Source organism: uncultured Leifsonia sp. (genome assembly GCF_945957465.1).
GTDB lineage: Bacteria > Actinomycetota > Actinomycetes > Actinomycetales > Microbacteriaceae > Leifsonia.
This window is the reverse complement of sequence record NZ_CAMFLC010000001.1, coordinates 159,262-174,700: the sequence shown is the minus strand read 5'-3', so window position 1 is coordinate 174,700 and position 15,439 is coordinate 159,262. Positions and strand designations below refer to the sequence as shown.

General features: G+C 69.7%; 15 protein-coding genes and 1 tRNA gene. 14 read left to right on the top strand and 2 right to left on the bottom strand.

Annotated features, from left to right (window positions below; genetic code table 11):
* Positions 1–24: 24 nt before the first annotated feature.
* Genes Q0Q23_RS00775 through Q0Q23_RS00755 form a run of 5 tightly spaced genes read left to right on the top strand, consistent with a single transcriptional unit; the run spans position 25 to position 2,842 of the window.
* The gene (locus tag Q0Q23_RS00775; RefSeq protein ID WP_295117794.1) at positions 25–330 is read left to right on the top strand and encodes a hypothetical protein; all 306 of its coding nucleotides are present in this window, start codon (positions 25–27) and stop codon (positions 328–330) included.
* Positions 308–1,273, top strand: a complete 966-nt coding sequence (locus tag Q0Q23_RS00770; RefSeq protein ID WP_295117792.1) for an FAD:protein FMN transferase — start codon at positions 308–310, stop codon at positions 1,271–1,273. Before Q0Q23_RS00775 ends, Q0Q23_RS00770 begins: the two co-directional genes overlap by 23 nt.
* On the top strand, positions 1,270–1,404 hold the full coding sequence (locus Q0Q23_RS00765; RefSeq protein ID WP_295117790.1) for a hypothetical protein: 135 nt from the start codon (positions 1,270–1,272) through the stop codon (positions 1,402–1,404). Before Q0Q23_RS00770 ends, Q0Q23_RS00765 begins: the two co-directional genes overlap by 4 nt.
* Positions 1,401–2,612 carry an NADH-ubiquinone oxidoreductase-F iron-sulfur binding region domain-containing protein gene (locus Q0Q23_RS00760; RefSeq protein WP_295117788.1) on the top strand — a complete coding sequence of 404 codons (1,212 nt, stop codon included), beginning with the start codon at positions 1,401–1,403 and terminating at the stop codon, positions 2,610–2,612. The genes Q0Q23_RS00765 and Q0Q23_RS00760 overlap by 4 nt, the downstream gene beginning before the upstream one ends.
* Entirely contained in the window at positions 2,609–2,842 is a 234-nt protein-coding gene (locus tag Q0Q23_RS00755; protein ID WP_295117786.1) for a ferredoxin, read from the top strand. The genes Q0Q23_RS00760 and Q0Q23_RS00755 overlap by 4 nt, the downstream gene beginning before the upstream one ends.
* Before the next feature lie 8 nt (positions 2,843–2,850).
* On the opposite strand, the gene Q0Q23_RS00750 is transcribed toward Q0Q23_RS00755, so the two are convergent.
* A tRNA-Leu gene (locus tag Q0Q23_RS00750) sits at positions 2,851–2,933 on the bottom strand.
* Positions 2,934–2,971: 38 nt separating this feature from the next.
* On the opposite strand from Q0Q23_RS00750, the gene Q0Q23_RS00745 reads away from it, so the two are divergent.
* A complete protein-coding gene (locus Q0Q23_RS00745; RefSeq protein WP_179605811.1) occupies positions 2,972–3,577 on the top strand; it encodes an ANTAR domain-containing response regulator in 606 nt (201 codons plus the stop codon).
* A 66-nt stretch (positions 3,578–3,643) separates the two neighbouring features.
* On the opposite strand, the gene Q0Q23_RS00740 is transcribed toward Q0Q23_RS00745, so the two are convergent.
* Positions 3,644–4,048: a hotdog fold thioesterase gene (locus tag Q0Q23_RS00740; RefSeq protein ID WP_295117783.1), complete on the bottom strand. Its 405-nt coding sequence runs from the start codon at positions 4,046–4,048 to the stop codon at positions 3,644–3,646.
* A 78-nt stretch (positions 4,049–4,126) separates the two neighbouring features.
* Between Q0Q23_RS00740 and polA the strand changes: the two genes are divergently transcribed.
* From polA to Q0Q23_RS00700, 8 genes are all read left to right on the top strand, one after another.
* Positions 4,127–6,799 (top strand): DNA polymerase I, encoded by a 2,673-nt coding sequence (gene polA / locus Q0Q23_RS00735; RefSeq protein ID WP_295117780.1) that lies wholly within the window; start codon positions 4,127–4,129, stop codon positions 6,797–6,799.
* Between the two features lie 87 nt (positions 6,800–6,886).
* Positions 6,887–8,560 carry a DUF885 domain-containing protein gene (locus Q0Q23_RS00730; RefSeq protein WP_295117778.1) on the top strand — a complete coding sequence of 558 codons (1,674 nt, stop codon included), beginning with the start codon at positions 6,887–6,889 and terminating at the stop codon, positions 8,558–8,560.
* A 32-nt stretch (positions 8,561–8,592) separates the two neighbouring features.
* Positions 8,593–9,213, top strand: coding sequence for a DUF4166 domain-containing protein (locus Q0Q23_RS00725; protein WP_295117776.1), 621 nt, complete (start codon positions 8,593–8,595; stop codon positions 9,211–9,213).
* Positions 9,210–10,193, top strand: a complete 984-nt coding sequence (locus Q0Q23_RS00720; protein ID WP_295117774.1) for an epimerase — start codon at positions 9,210–9,212, stop codon at positions 10,191–10,193. Before Q0Q23_RS00725 ends, Q0Q23_RS00720 begins: the two co-directional genes overlap by 4 nt.
* A gap of 107 nt (positions 10,194–10,300) precedes the next feature.
* Positions 10,301–11,743, top strand: a complete 1,443-nt coding sequence (gene rpsA, locus Q0Q23_RS00715) for a 30S ribosomal protein S1 (protein ID WP_295117772.1) — start codon at positions 10,301–10,303, stop codon at positions 11,741–11,743.
* A gap of 110 nt (positions 11,744–11,853) precedes the next feature.
* Entirely contained in the window at positions 11,854–12,450 is a 597-nt protein-coding gene (coaE, locus tag Q0Q23_RS00710; RefSeq protein ID WP_295117770.1) for a dephospho-CoA kinase, read from the top strand.
* Positions 12,451–12,521: 71 nt separating this feature from the next.
* A complete protein-coding gene (uvrB, locus tag Q0Q23_RS00705; RefSeq protein ID WP_295117768.1) occupies positions 12,522–14,588 on the top strand; it encodes an excinuclease ABC subunit UvrB in 2,067 nt (688 codons plus the stop codon).
* Between the two features lie 100 nt (positions 14,589–14,688).
* Positions 14,689–15,438, top strand: coding sequence for a DUF4129 domain-containing protein (locus Q0Q23_RS00700; RefSeq protein ID WP_295117766.1), 750 nt, complete (start codon positions 14,689–14,691; stop codon positions 15,436–15,438).
* The last annotated feature ends 1 nt before the right edge of the window (position 15,439 follow it).

Sequence of the window (15,439 nt, the reverse complement as noted above, 5' to 3'; positions counted from 1 at the left end):
AGGAAACGGACGGAGGGCCACGACATGGACACGCGATCGGCGGGACGCCGCGCAGCGGTCGGGATCACCACGGCGATCGGAGTGGGGAGCCTCGCGGTGACCGGCATCCTCTCCGGCTTCCTGTTCACCGGGACGACCTCCACGACAGCGGGGGCGACCTCGAGCGGAACCGGGACCAATTCGAGCGGATCCGACGACGGCAGCACGAACAGCTCGACCGGCTCCGACGACGGCGGCACGAGCAGCAACAGCAACAGCGGAACCGGCGCCGGAAGCGGCATCCAGCAGAGCCAGGGAGGTGGCTTCAGTGGGCGCTCCAGCGGCTCGTGAACACGCGTCCCGCCGAGCGGAGGCGAGCGACGAGTTCGCCGTGTGGGGCGTCACGGCACGCATCGTCGTAGACCGGCCCGACGCGCTCGTGGAGGCCCGACGGATCGCCGACGCCGAACTCGCGGCGATCACCTCCGCCTGCTCCCGCTTCACCGACAGCGAGCTCTCCCGCGTCAACGACGCGGCGACCCGCGGCGACGGGATCGAGCTGAGTCCGTTGCTCGCCGAGTTCGTGGCGGTGGCGCTCGCCGCAGCGGCAGACACCGGCGGCGACGTCGATCCCACTCTCGGCGGCGATCTCGACCGTCTCGGCTATGACCGCGACTTCGCGGCGCTCCCGCTCGACGGCCGCACGGCGGGCGGCGTGACGGCGAGCGTGGCCACGCGTCGGCCGGGATGGTCGCGCGTGGCCCTGACGGGAGGCGTGCTCCGCCTTCCCGACGACCTCCGCCTCGACCTCGGTGCGACGGCCAAGGCGCACGCGGCCGACAGGATCGCCGCGCGCATCGCCGGGGAGACCGGAACCGATGTCCTGGTCGAGCTCGGCGGTGACCTCGCGACCGCCGGTCGCTCCGGGCGCTTGTGGGAGATCCTGGTGCAGGATCTCCCCGGCGACCCCGCACAACAGATCGCGGTCCCGAACGGTGCGGGTGTCGCGACCTCCAGCACGCAGAAGCGGCGCTGGCGGAGCGATGGTCGGGCGAGGCACCACATCCTCGACCCGCGGTTCGGACTGCCGGCCGAGGAGGTCTGGCGGACGGTGACGGTCGCCGCCTCCGACTGCGTGCGGGCGAACACGTTGAGCACCGCGGCGATCGTGCGCGGGCGCCGTTCACCCTCCTGGCTGCGTGAGCGGGGCGCGGACGCCCGACTGGTCGGCACCGACGGCTCGATCGTCACGACCGGCCGGTGGCCGGTGGATCCGGAGGGGGTGCCGCAATGACCGCCGACGCGACGGTATGGCTGCCGCTGCTCGCGGGAGCAGGTGTGCTGATCGTCCTGGCGGCGGCGTTCCGGCGGCTGTCCGCGGGACTTCTCGCGAGCGCCCGCATGCGGCTCGGGGAGCCGTCGTGACCGTGATCGTCGGCGAATACGCGAGCGGGGGGCAGCCGGCTCCGGCGTCGGCTGCGTCGTCCGCCCGATTGCTCGCGGCGGGGCGGTCCGCGTCGGCGGCCGCCCACCTGGCGGCCTTCGGCGGGCGACGCGGGCTGCGCGTCGACGAGCTGGTGCGCGAGCTCGAGCGTTCGGGTCTGACCGGACGCGGCGGTGCGTCGTTCCCCGCCTACCTCAAGCTCGCGGCGACGACCGGACGTCGTGCGCCCGTCGTCATCGGCAACGGCTCGGAGGGCGAGCCGTGGAGCTGGAAGGACGCGGTCCTCCTCGCCAACGCGCCGCATCTGGTGCTGGACGGGCTCCTGACCGCTTCCGCGGCGCTCGGCGCGCGGCGGACCATCCTCTACCTCGACAGCCGCTCGGTCGCGCCCGTCTCTGCGGCGATCGCCGAGCGCTCCGACGCCGGAGGCATCGAGCTGATCGCAGCCGAGGACCGGTTCATCGCGGGCGAGGCGAGCGCAGTCGTCAACGCGATCCAGAACGGCGTCACCGCGCCGGTGGATCGCGTGCGCCGGCTGTCGGAGTCGGGGGTGGACGGCCGCCCGACGCTCGTGCACAACGTGGAGACGCTCGCGCATCTCGCGCTCGTCGACCGCTACGGCGGCGACTGGTTCCGCAGCGTCGGCGACCCGGCGCGACCGGGCACGCGCCTCGTGACCGTCACCGGCGACGTCGCAACCGAGGGCGTCTTCGAGGTCGCGACCGACCTGGACGTCGCCGCGGTGGTCGCCCTGGCGGGCGGGGAAGCGCGGCTGGCCTCCGCTGTGCTCCTGGGCGGCTACCACGGGCAGTGGATCACCGCGGCGGAGACGACCGCCGCGCCCGGCGACCGCGCAGGCGCCGGGGTCGTCCACGTGCTCGGTGCGCAGCGATGCGGTCTCGCGGCCACCGCCGACATCGTCGCCGCTCTCGCTGAGGCGTCGGCGGGACAGTGCGGACCCTGTCGGTTCGGGCTCCCCGCCCTGGCCTCCCGCTTCGCCGATCTCGCGGCAGGACGGCTCGCCCCGGCGGCGGCCGCCGAAGCCGCTCGGCTGGCGGAGGCGGTCGACGGCCGGGGTTCGTGCCATCATCCCGACGGTGCGGCGCGCCTGGTCCGCAGTGCGCTGCGGGTGTTCGCCCGCGATGTGCACGCCCATGCCGAGGGGCACTGCGCGCGGAGTGTCCGATGAGCGCGCACCACAGCCTCCACGTCGACTGGACGCGCTGCGACGGCCGCGGGCTCTGCGCCGAACTGCTGGAGGGCACGATCGCCCGCGACGAGTGGGGCTATCCGTTCGCTGTCGGCGTGCCCGCGTCGTCGCGCTCCGACATCCCGGTGCGCAACGACCAGCTCGAGGCGGCGGAAGACGCTGTCGCGCTCTGCCCGGTGCTGGCCCTGCGCCTGCGCCGGAACGCCTGAATCGGTTGTGCCGCTGGTGGGACTCGAACCCACACGCCCTTCCGGACAAAGCATTTTGAGTGCTCCGCGTCTGCCATTCCGCCACAGCGGCGCACAACATCACCTGAACAATACCGTAGGCTTTTACCCGTGACTGACCAGGAGACCACCCCCACCGCACCCCGCCGCGTCGTCGTCGCGGAGGACGAGTCGCTCATCCGGCTCGACATCGTCGAGACCCTGCGCGACAACGGTTTCGAGGTCGTCGGCGAGGCCGGAGACGGTGAGACGGCGGTCGCGCTCGCGACCGAGCTGCGCCCCGACCTGGTCGTCATGGACGTCAAGATGCCGCAGCTCGACGGCATCTCGGCGGCCGAGCGCCTCTCGAAGAACCACATCGCGCCCGTCGTGCTGCTCACCGCGTTCAGCCAGAAGGAGCTCGTGGAGCGCGCGACCGAGGCCGGCGCGCTCGCGTACGTCGTCAAGCCGTTCACCCCCAACGACCTCCTGCCGGCGATCGAGATCGCCCTGGCCCGCTACCAGCAGATCATCGCGCTGGAGGCCGAGGTCTCCGACATGGTGCAGCGGTTCGAGACCCGCAAGCTGGTCGACCGCGCGAAGGGGCTGCTGAACGAGAAGATGGGCCTGAGCGAGCCGGACGCGTTCCGCTGGATCCAGAAGGCGTCGATGGACCGCCGGCTCACCATGCACGATGTCGCACAGGCGATCATCGAGCAGCTCGCCCCCAAGAAGTAATCGAGATTCGCGCCGAATGTGGCGATAGAGCTCCTCTATCGCCGCATTCGCCGCACCTGCTGCCCGCTACAGCTCCTTGATCAGGTTCGTGATGCGGATCGTCGAGCACCGCCGCCCCTGGTCGTCGGTGACGCTGATCTCGTGGGTCGTGAGCGTGCGGCCGAGGTGGATGGGCGTGCAGACACCGGTCACGTAGCCGCTCGTCGCCGATCGGGTGTGGGAGGCGTTGATCTCGATCCCGACCGCCAGGCGGCCCTGGCCGGCGTAGAGGTTCGCCGACATCGATCCGAGCGACTCGCCGAGAACGACGTAGGCACCCCCGTGCAGGAGGTCCGCGGGCTGCGTGTTGCCGAGCACGGGCATGCGTGCGACCGCGCGCTCGACGCTGAACTCGACGATCTCGATGCCCATCTTGTCGGCGAGCGCGCCGAGGCCCCGCTGCTTCACGTACGCCAGCGCGTCCTCGGTCATCTGGGGCCTCTCTCGAGCGGTGGATGGGGTCGTCGATCGTCGTCTGGGAGTGTCGTCGGCCCCTTGTAGGCTTGCCTGGTGTCAGACTCCGAAAAGCCTACCCTTCTCGTCATCGACGGCCATTCGCTGGCATTCCGGGCCTTCTACGCGTTGCCCGTCGACAGTTTCGTCAACCGCGAGGGCCAGCACACCAACGGCATCCACGGCTTCATCGCGATGCTGATCAATCTGCTTCAGCAGCAGCGCCCGACGCACCTCGCCGTCGCCTTCGACATCTCCCGCTACTCTTTCCGCACGCGCGAATACCCGGAGTACAAGGGCACGCGCAGCGAGACCCCGTCGGAGTTCGTCGGGCAGATCCCGCTGCTGCAGGAGGCCCTCCACGCGATGAACATCACCACCATCGCCAAGGAGGACTACGAAGCGGACGACGTCCTGGCCACCCTCGCCCGCCAGGGCAGGGAGCAGGGCTACCGAGTGCTGCTCGTCTCGGGCGACCGCGACACCCTGCAGCTCGTCAACGACGACGTGACGCTGCTCTACCCGAACGTCCGCGGTGTCTCCGAGCTCAAGGTGTACGACCCCGCAGCCGTGCGCGAGCGCTACGGCGTCGAGCCGCACCAGTACCCCGAGATCGCGGCGCTGGTCGGCGAGACCAGCGACAACCTGATCGGCATCGACAAGGTGGGCGAGAAGACGGCGGTCAAGTGGGTGCAGCAATACGGCACCGTCGAGAACATCGTCGCGCACGCGGATGAGATCAAGGGCGTCGTCGGCCAGAACCTCCGCGACCAGAAGGAGAACGCCCTCCGCAACCGCCGGCTCAACAAGCTGCTCGACGACGTCGAGCTCGACGTCGGTCCGGCCGACCTCGCGCGCAAGCCGCTCAACGAGAACGCCGTTCGCGACATCTTCGCCCGGCTTCAGTTCAAGACGCTGCTCGACCGGCTCATGAAGAGCGCGGCAGAGGAGGGCATGCTCGACGGCGCTGCGGCGAACCTGGAGCACGGTGACGCCGGCGCCGTGAGCGCGCCCGTCGTGCGCACCCTCGTCGACGAAGAGCTCGCCAACTGGCTGGTCAAGGCTTCCGCCGACGGGCAGGCCGTCGCTGTCCAGCTGGAGACCGGCCCGGCGGGCATCACCGGCTTCGGCCTGGCGGCGGCCGACGACACCGTGTACGTGCCGTGGGCGGCCGGCCGCCGCGATTACGTCGCGTTGGAGGAGTGGATGGCGAGCAGTGCTCCCAAGTACTTCTTCCACGCCAAACCGCAGTTCAAAGCGCTGAGCCGCGCGGGCTTCGTGGTCGACGGCCTCGCGTTCGACACCCGCATCGCCTCCTGGCTGGTCAAGCCCGGCGCCGCACCGCAGTCGCTGGCCGAGCAGGTCTACGAGGTGCTCGGCGAGACCCTGCCGGTCTCCGACCCCAACCAGCTCGTGCCGATCAACGACGCGGTGAGCCCTGCGACCGAGGCCTGGTACATCCGCCGTGTCGCAGAAGGCCAGATGATCGCCCTCGACGAGGGCACCCGCCGGGTGCTCGACGACATCGAACTGCCGCTGGTCGCCGTCCTCGCCGAGATGGAGCTGACCGGCGTCTCGGTCGACCGCGCCGTGCTCGGCCGCCTGCGCGGCGAGCTCACCGACAAGGCCAACGACTACGCGGCCCGCGCATACGCGGAGGTCGGCCACGAGCTCAACCTCGGTTCGCCCAAACAGCTCCAGCAGGTGCTGTTCGACGAGCTCGGGATGCCGAAGACGCGCTCGACCAAGACCGGCTACTCGACCGATGCGCAGTCGCTCGCCGATCTCCAGGAGAGCAACCCGCACCCGTTCCTCGACCTGCTGCTGCAGCACCGCGACGCGACCAAGCTCAAGCAGATCGTCGAGACGCTCGAGCGTTCCATCACCGCCGACGATCGCATCCACACGACCTACGACCAGACCGGCACCAGCACCGGACGAATCTCGTCGAACGACCCGAATCTCCAGAACATCCCGATCCGCACCGAGGAGGGGCGTGAGATCCGCTCGGCCTTCCGCAGCGCGGACGACTACGAGACGCTGCTGACAGCGGACTACTCGCAGATCGAGATGCGGATCATGGCGCATCTGTCCGAAGACCCGGGCCTGATCGAGGCGTTCAACGCCGGGGAGGACCTCCACCGGTTCGTCGGCGCGCGCGTGTTCGGTGTCGCGCCGGAGGACGTCACGCCCCTCATGCGCACCAAGGTCAAGGCGATGTCGTACGGCCTCGCCTACGGTCTGAGCCCCTTCGGTCTGTCGAAGCAGCTGCGCATCGAGACCAAGGAGGCGCGGGACCTCATGGCCGGCTACTTCGAGCGGTTCGGCGCGGTGCGCGACTACCTGCGCAGCGTCGTCGAGATCGCCCGGGTCGACGGCTACACCGAGACGATCTTCGGGCGCCGCCGGCCGTTCGCCGATCTCACGAGCACCAACCGGGTGCTGCGCGAGAACGCCGAACGCCAGGCGCTCAATGCGCCCATCCAGGGCTCGGCGGCCGACATCATGAAGATCGCGATGCTCGGGATCGCCGGCGACCTGATCGACGGCGGCCTGCAGTCCCGGATGCTGCTCCAGGTGCACGACGAGCTCATCTTCGAGGTCGCTCCGGGGGAATGGGACGCTCTCGAGGCGATCGTGCGCTCGCGGATGGCCGGCGCCGCCGACCTCCGCGTCCCGCTCGATGTGCAGATCGGCCGCGGCCAGAACTGGGACGCCGCCGCCCACTGACGCGCGGGCGGGTAGCGCCGCCGCGACATTCGGTGACGACCTCGGGGTGGACTGCCGGGCGGCTCCAGCCCTCGATAGGGTCGGATCATGACGAACGCAGAGAAGCGCGAACCCACTCCGATCGACACGATCGCTGACGAGTGGGTCGACACCCAGTTGGAGCTCCACCCCGAGTACCACGTCTGGCTCGGCCGTCCCGGCCGTGAGGGCGAGTACTCCGACTATTCGCCGTCCGGCGCCGAGCAGTCCGTTGCGGCTGTGCGGGAGACCCTCGCGAAGATCCGCCAGGCGGAGCCCGTGGACGACATCGACCGCGTCACCAAGATGGATCTCTCGCGCGAGCTGGAGCTCACGATCGAGAAGCACGAGGCCGGCTTCGGCCAGCGCGATCTCAATGTGATCGCCTCGCCGGCTCAAGAGCTGCGCGACATCTTCGACCTCGTCCCCACCGAAACCGAGGACGACTGGGCGAACGTCGCGAAGCGCCTGCACAATCTGCCCGCAGCGATGGACGGATACATCGAAACCCTCCGCAGCGGAATCGCCGCGGGCAACGTGCCGGCGATCCGCCAGGTGCGGGAGGTGCTCGCGCAGGCCAACAAGCAGGTCGCGGACACCGGCTTCTTCTTCGAGTTCACCGGCTCGGCCAAGGCGGGGGACGCCGAACTCCCGGCGTCGCTGAAGGCCGACCTCGCAGCGGGCGCCACCGAGTCCGCCGCCGCGTACGCGAAGCTCGCGTCGTTCCTGAAGGACGAGCTGGCCTCCCACGCGCCCGAGAAGGACGCCGTGGGCCGTGAACTCTACGCACTCGCCTCGCGCGACTTCCTCGGAGCCACCGTCGACCTCGACGAGACCTACGAGTGGGGCATCGAGGAGCTCGCGCGCATGGTCGCCGAGCAGGAGTCGATCGCGAACGAGATCAAGCCGGGCGCCTCCGTGCACGAGGCGATCGTGTTCCTCGACGGTGACGCCTCGCGCAAGCTGCACGGCACCGACGCCCTGCAGAAGTGGATGCAGGAGACGAGCGACCGGGCCATCGAGGAGCTCGGCCGCTCGCACTTCGACATCCCGGTCGAGATCCGTCGCCTGGAGTGCATGATCGCCCCCACGCAGGAAGGCGGCATCTACTACACCGGACCGAGCGACGACTTCGCGCGAGCGGGGCGTATGTGGTGGAGCGTGCCGGAGGGGGTCACCGAGTTCGACACCTGGCGCGAGTTGACCACGGTGTATCACGAGGGCGTCCCCGGCCACCACCTCCAGATCGCGCAGGCCACGTACAACAAGGCGCAGCTGAACTCGTGGCGACGCATCGCCGGCACGTCGGGTCACGCCGAAGGCTGGGCGCTGTATGCGGAGCGCCTGATGGAACAGCTGGGTTACCTCGACGACCCGGCCGACCGGCTCGGCATGCTCGACGGCCAGCGCATGCGCGCGGCCCGCGTCGTGCTCGACATCGGTGTGCACCTGGAGAAGCAGCTGCCCGACGGCTCCGGCCCGTGGACCGGCGACTACGCGTTCGGGTTCCTCGCCGACAACGTGAACATGAACGAGGGCTTCGTCCGCTTCGAGGTGAACCGTTACCTCGGCTGGCCCGGGCAGGCGCCGTCGTACAAGATCGGTCAGCGCATCTGGGAGCAGCTGCGCGACGAGTACGCGCGCCGCGAGGGCGCCTCGTTCGACATCAAGGCCTTCCACAAGAAGGCGCTCGACATCGGCGGAGTCGGTCTCGACACGCTGAAGTCGGCGCTGCTCGACTGAGCGCCGACGCCGAAGCCGCGCGCGCAGCCGCGATGACCTCTCCGTACCGAGCCGTGCTGGGCCCGGCGTTCGACGAGCTCCATCCGCGGCTGCACGCCTACTTCGACGCCATCCCCACCGGCGCGACCGGCCGGGGCCGGGGCGTGTTCGACATCGTCGGCTCGCCCCGGCGTTGGCTGTGGCCGGTCCTCGGCCTGCTCGGCCGGGCGCACGTGATGTTCCCGGTGTGGGAGCGCGCTGTTCCCTTCACCGTGCAGAACGTGCCGGTCGTGTCCGCGGACGGCGGCCCGGCCGTGCGGGCGATCCGCAGCTTCGAGCTGAACGGCCGACCGCGCGCGATGCGCGACGAGATCGGGGTCGACGGCGGCCTCATCGTCGACCGGCTGGGCTCGCCCGCCGTGGTGGAGGCATGGTTCACCGCGCAGGTGGTGGGCGGGGCGCTGCGCCTGGTGTCGCGCCGCGTCGCCGTCCGTGCCGGGAGGCTGCGGGTCGTCCTCCCGCGCGTCGTGGCGCCCGTCGTCGCGCTGACCGAGCGCTACGACGACGAGCGCGATGCGCAGGTGGTCTCCGTCATCGTGCGCCTGCCGCTCATCGGTAGGGTGTACCAGTACGCGGGGACGTTCCGCTACGAGATCACACGGGGGAGCGAGTGAGCGAACGGGTCGTCATCGCCGGTGCGTCCGGGTTCATCGGGCACTATCTGGCGGAGCACTACCGTGCGTCCGGGTCGACGGTGCTGCTGGTGGGACGCGATGGCGCGGACGCGCGTTGGGACGACCGCCCTGCGCTGCTTCGCGCCGTCACCGGCGCCGACGTGCTCATCAACCTCGCGGGCAAGAGCGTCGACTGCCGCTACGGCGACGCGAACCGAGCCGAGATCTTCCGCTCGCGGCTCGCGACCGCCCGAGCGCTCCGGGAGGCCGTCGCGGTCTCCGACGCACCGCCTCCGGTCTGGTTCAACGCCTCCACTGCGACGATCTACCGCCACGCCGAAGACCGCCCCATGACCGAGTCGGCCGGCGAGCTCGGCAGCGGCTTCTCGGTGAACGTCGCGCGGGCCTGGGAGGCCGAGTTCTTCGACGGCGAACTGCCCGGCACGCGCCGGGTCGCCCTCCGGATGGCGATCGTGCTCGGCGACGGCTCCGCGCTCGTGCCGCTCATCCGCCTCGCGCGCTTCGGACTGGGCGGCCCGCAGCTCGACGGACGCTGGTTCGCGACGACCGCGCGGCGCAATGCGGGGACCTTCCACGAGTTCCGTGCCCGCGGTGGCCGCCAGCGGTTCAGCTGGGTGCACATCCGCGACGTCCTGGGGGCGATCGAGTTCCTGCGGGCGCGACCGGAACTCGACGGCCCGGTGAACATCGCCGCCCCGGGCCCGGTCGACAACCGGACGATGATGTCCACTCTGCGTGGCGTCCTGGGCGTCCCGGTCGGCCTCCCGGCGCCGCGGTGGATGCTCGAGGTCGGGTCTGCGGCGATCCGCACCGAGACCGAGTTGGTGCTGAAGAGCAGGTGGGTGGTTCCCGAGCGGCTGCTCGCAGCGGGGTACACGTTCGCCTATCCGACGCTCGAGCCCGCGCTCCGCGACATCGTCGCCGAGCGCGAGTTGCTGCATCCCCGGGGCAGTCGGTAGACTAGACCGTCACTTGTGTGACATCCACATCCGCCTGCCGTTCGCGGAAGACACCCACAAAGGTTCGCGCTCGGCCTGATTTATGTCCATTACGGAGCATCCACTACATGACAACCGCAACGACCGACAAGGCACCGAAGCAGGTCGCCGTCAACGACATCGGGTCTGCTGAGGACTTTCTTGCCGCGGTCGAAAAGACGCTGAAGTTCTTCAACGACGGAGACCTCATCGAGGGCACCGTCGTCAAGATCGACCGCGACGAGGTCCTCCTCGACGTCGGCTACAAGACCGAGGGTGTCATCCCCTCGCGCGAGCTTTCCATCAAGCACGACGTCGACCCCAGTGAGGTCGTCGAGGTCGGCGACACCGTCGAGGCGCTCGTTCTCCAGAAGGAGGACAAAGAGGGTCGCCTCATCCTGTCCAAGAAGCGTGCGCAGTACGAGCGCGCCTGGGGCGATGTCGAGAAGATCAAGGAGGCCGACGGCGTCGTCACCGGTACGGTGATCGAGGTCGTCAAGGGCGGCCTGATCGTCGACATCGGCCTGCGCGGCTTCCTTCCGGCGTCGCTCATCGAGCTGCGCCGCGTTCGCGACCTGACCCCCTACCTGGGCCAGGAGATCGAGGCGAAGATCCTCGAGCTCGACAAGAACCGCAACAACGTGGTCCTGTCGCGCCGCGCGCTGCTGGAGCAGACCCAGTCGGAGTCCCGCACCACGTTCCTCAACAACCTGCACAAGGGGCAGGTCCGCAAGGGCGTCGTCTCCTCGATCGTCAACTTCGGCGCGTTCGTCGACCTGGGCGGCGTGGATGGCCTCGTGCACGTCTCCGAGCTGTCCTGGAAGCACATCGAGCACGCCTCGGAGGTCGTCGAGGTCGGCCAGGAGGTCACCGTCGAGATCCTCGAGGTCGACCTGGACCGCGAGCGCGTCTCGCTGTCGCTCAAGGCGACCCAGGAGGACCCGTGGCAGGTCTTCGCCCGCACCCACGCGATCGGTCAGGTCGCCCCGGGCAAGGTCACGAAGCTGGTTCCGTTCGGTGCGTTCGTCCGCGTCGCGGACGGCATCGAGGGCCTGGTGCACATCTCCGAGCTCTCCGGCAAGCACGTGGAGCTCGCGGAGCAGGTCGTGTCGGTCGGCGAAGAGGTCTTCGTCAAGGTCATCGACATCGACCTGGAGCGCCGCCGCATCTCGCTGTCGCTCAAGCAGGCGAACGAGGGCGTCGACCCCGAAGGCACCGAGTTCGACCCGGCCCTCTACGGCATGGTCACCGAGTACGACGAGCAGGGGAACTACAAGTACCCCGAGGGCTTCGACCCGGAGACGAACGAGTGGAAGGAAGGCTTCGAGACCCAGCGCGACGAGTGGGAGCAGCAGTACGCTGCGGCCCAGGCTCGCTGGGAGGCTCACAAGCGCCAGGTCGCGAAGGGCATCGAGGAGGCGGCCGCCGACAGCGGTTCCTCGTCGTACTCCAGCGACTCGGGCTCGGGCGGCACCCTCGCCGACGACGAGTCCCTTGCGGCGCTGCGCGAGAAGCTCAGCTCCAACAACTGAGACCCGTCTCAGCCGTGAACGGCCGGCCCTTCGGGGCCGGCCGTTCCGGCGTTAAGCGCTCGAACGTACGTGCCCCTCGGCGCCGTGCAGACGATGGCTAGGCTGGGGTGGTGCAGCTGATCGGACTCACGGGCGGGATCGCCTCCGGAAAATCGACCATCGCCTCCCGTCTCGCCGAGCTCGGCGCCGTCGTGGTGGACGCCGACCGCATCGCACGCGAGGTCGTCGAACCCGGCACGCCCGCGCTGGCCGAGATCGAGCGCACGTTCGGCCCCGGCGTCATCACCCCGGACGGTCGCCTCGACCGGCCGGCCCTCGGGGCGATCGTCTTCGGCGACGTGGAGGCGCTCCACAAGCTCAACAGCATCACCCATCCCGCCGTCCTCAGCGCGTCGACCGCGCGCTTCGAGGCGGCAGCGGCGGCGGACCCGGCCGCGATCGTCGTCTACGACGTGCCGCTGCTCGTGGAGTCGGCCAACGAGTACCCGTTCGATCTGGTGGTGGTCGCGCACGCGTCCGCGGAAACGCGCATCGAGCGACTCGTGCGGCTGCGCGGGATGGCACAGGAGGAAGCCGAGCGCCGCATCCGGTCGCAGGCGTCGGACGACCAGCGACTGGCCGTCGCCGACGTCGTGATCGACACCGACGGCAGCCTGGAGCGGACCAGGGAACAGGTCGACGAGCTGTGGGAGAGCCTGCGCTCCTGACAACGCGCCGGCCGGTTCCGCTCTCAGCGAGAGCCGGCCGCGTTGTCGGTGGTCCTTCCTAGACTGGAGTCATGCAACCCACCCGACTCGTTCGTCCGTTCGAGGTCGTCAGCGAGTACTCGCCCAGCGGAGACCAGCCCAAGGCGATCGCAGAACTCGCTGCCCGGATCAACGCGGGCGAGACCGATGTCGTGCTGCTCGGCGCGACCGGAACGGGCAAGTCGGCGACGACCGCCTGGCTCGTGGAACAGGTGCAGCGCCCGACGCTCGTGCTCGCGCACAACAAGACGCTCGCCGCCCAGCTCGCCAACGAGTTCCGGGAGCTGCTCCCGAACAACGCGGTCGAATACTTCGTGTCGTACTACGACTATTACCAGCCGGAGGCCTACGTCCCGCAGACCGACACCTTCATCGAGAAGGACTCCTCGGTCAACGCCGAGGTCGAGCGCCTTCGGCACTCGACGACCAACTCCCTGCTCAGCCGCCGCGATGTCGTCGTGGTGTCCACGGTGTCGTGCATCTACGGTCTCGGTGCGGCCGAGGAGTACCTCGAGGCGATGGTCGCCCTCCAGGTCGGTCAGAACGTGGGCCGCGACGCTCTGATCCGCCGTTTCGTCGCGATGCAGTACGAGCGCAACGATGTGGACTTCTCGCGCGGCAAGTTCCGGGTGCGCGGCGACACGATCGAGATCATCCCGATGTACGAGGAGCACGCGGTGCGCGTGGAGCTGTTCGGCGACGAGATCGAGGCGCTCTACTCGCTGCATCCGCTGACCGGCGAGGTGCTGCAGAAGATGGATGCCGTCTCGGTGTTCCCCGCGACGCACTACGCCGCCAGCCCCGCGACGATGCAGCGCGCGATCGGCACCATCCAGGAGGAGCTGCGTGAGCGGCTCCAGGAGCTCGAGCGCGAGGGGAAGCTGCTGGAGGCGCAGCGACTGCGCATGCGCACCCAGTTCGACCTCGAGATGATGGAGCAGATCGGCTTCTGCTCGGGCATCGAGAACTATTCGCGCCACATCGACGGCCGCCTGCCCGGCGAGGCGCCCAACTGCCTGCTCGACTATTTCCCCGACGATTTCCTGGTCGTGATCGACGAGTCGCACGTGACGGTTCCGCAGATCGGTGCGATGTACGAGGGTGACGCGTCGCGCAAGCGCACGCTCGTCGAGCACGGCTTCCGGCTGCCGAGCGCCCTCGACAACCGGCCGCTGCGGTGGAACGAGTTCAAGGACCGGGTCGGCCAGACCGTCTACCTCTCGGCGACGCCGGGCCAGTACGAGATGAGCGTGGCCGACGGCGTGGTCGAGCAGATCATCCGCCCGACCGGTCTCGTCGACCCGCAGATCGTGGTCAAGCCGACCAAGGGGCAGATCGACGATCTGCTCGAGGAGATCCGGGTCCGCGTCGAGCGCGACGAGCGCATCCTGGTCACCACACTCACCAAGAAGATGGCCGAGGAGCTCACGGACTTCCTGGCGGAGGCCGGCGTCAAGGTCCGCTATCTGCACTCCGATGTCGATACGCTTCGTCGTGTCGAGCTCCTCACCGAGCTGCGCGCCGGGGTCTACGACGTGCTCGTGGGCATCAACCTGCTGCGCGAGGGTCTCGACCTGCCGGAGGTCTCGCTCGTGGCGATCCTCGACGCCGACAAGGAGGGGTTCCTGCGATCGTCGACCTCGCTCATCCAGACGATCGGCCGTGCGGCCCGCAACGTCTCGGGCGAGGTGCACATGTATGCCGACGTGCTGACCGACTCGATGAAGAACGCCATCGAGGAGACCGAGCGACGCCGGGAACTCCAGATCGAGTACAACCGCGCGAACGGCATCGACCCGCAGCCGCTCCGCAAGCGCATCGCCGACATCACCGATGTGCTCGCTCGCGAGGAGGCCGACACGGCGCGCATGCTCGCGGGCCGCGAGCAGCGGCGCAAGAGCCCGACCCCCAACCTGCGCAACGGCGGCATCGCCGCGCAGGGCGCGGCGGAGCTCGAGTCGTTGATCGCCGACCTCAACGATCAGATGCTCGCGGCTGCCGGCGAGCTGAAGTTCGAGCTGGCGGCGCGACTGCGCGACGAGCTCTCCGACCTCAAGCGCGACCTGCGGCAGATGGAGAAGGCCGGCCACCTGGGCTGACGGCCGAACGCCCTGCACACCCGCGAACGCCCGAGTCTCGCGCGTCCGCGGATCGAGCGTCCTCGGCGCGCTCGGGTCGCGGTGGCGTTACGGTGGCAGAGTGGACTCGAAAGCGGTACGGACACGGCAGCGGCGGGGGATCGTCGCCGCCGCCGGTCTGCTGCTCGCGCTGGCCGGCGTCGCACTCGCATTCCAAGGGCAGCCGGCCTTCACCGGCCTGCGGTTCACCCCACCGGCCGCCGATCTCCGACCGGAGCGCCAGGAGCCTCCGGTGAGCGGGACGCCCGCGCCGCGGGACATCGTGCGCGAGACGCGGATCGACCTGACCTGGGTGACGTACGCGCTGGTGATCCTCGCGGTCATCGTGGTCCTCGCCCTGCTCTGGCGCTACCTGCGACGCCGGCTCAGCCCGGCTCCTGCCGGACTCGAGCCCGATCTGGCGGAGTCCGTCGAGGGCGCGATAGCGCCCGATCCGCCCGAACAGCCGCGACCCGATCGCGTGAGGCGGGGGCTCGACCGCGCGCTCGACCTGCTGGGCGACGCGCGGGAGCCGCGCGATGCGATCGAGCGCGCCTGGCTCGGCCTGGAGGAGGGGGCGTCCGACAGCGGAGTGCACCGTCTGCCGGCCGAGACCCCCGGGGAGTTCGTCGGACGGGTCGTGGCCCGGGTGCGGTCGGATCGCCATGCGGCGCGTGACCTCCTCGACCTCTACGTGCGCGCGCGTTTCAGCGACGCGCCCGTGACGGCCGCCGACCTCGATTCGGCGCGGGCCGCGATCGAGAAGCTCCGGGCTTCGTGGGGCGAGGAGACCGTGCCCCGTGCCGGTGCGACAGGCGGCACGGTCGGATGAC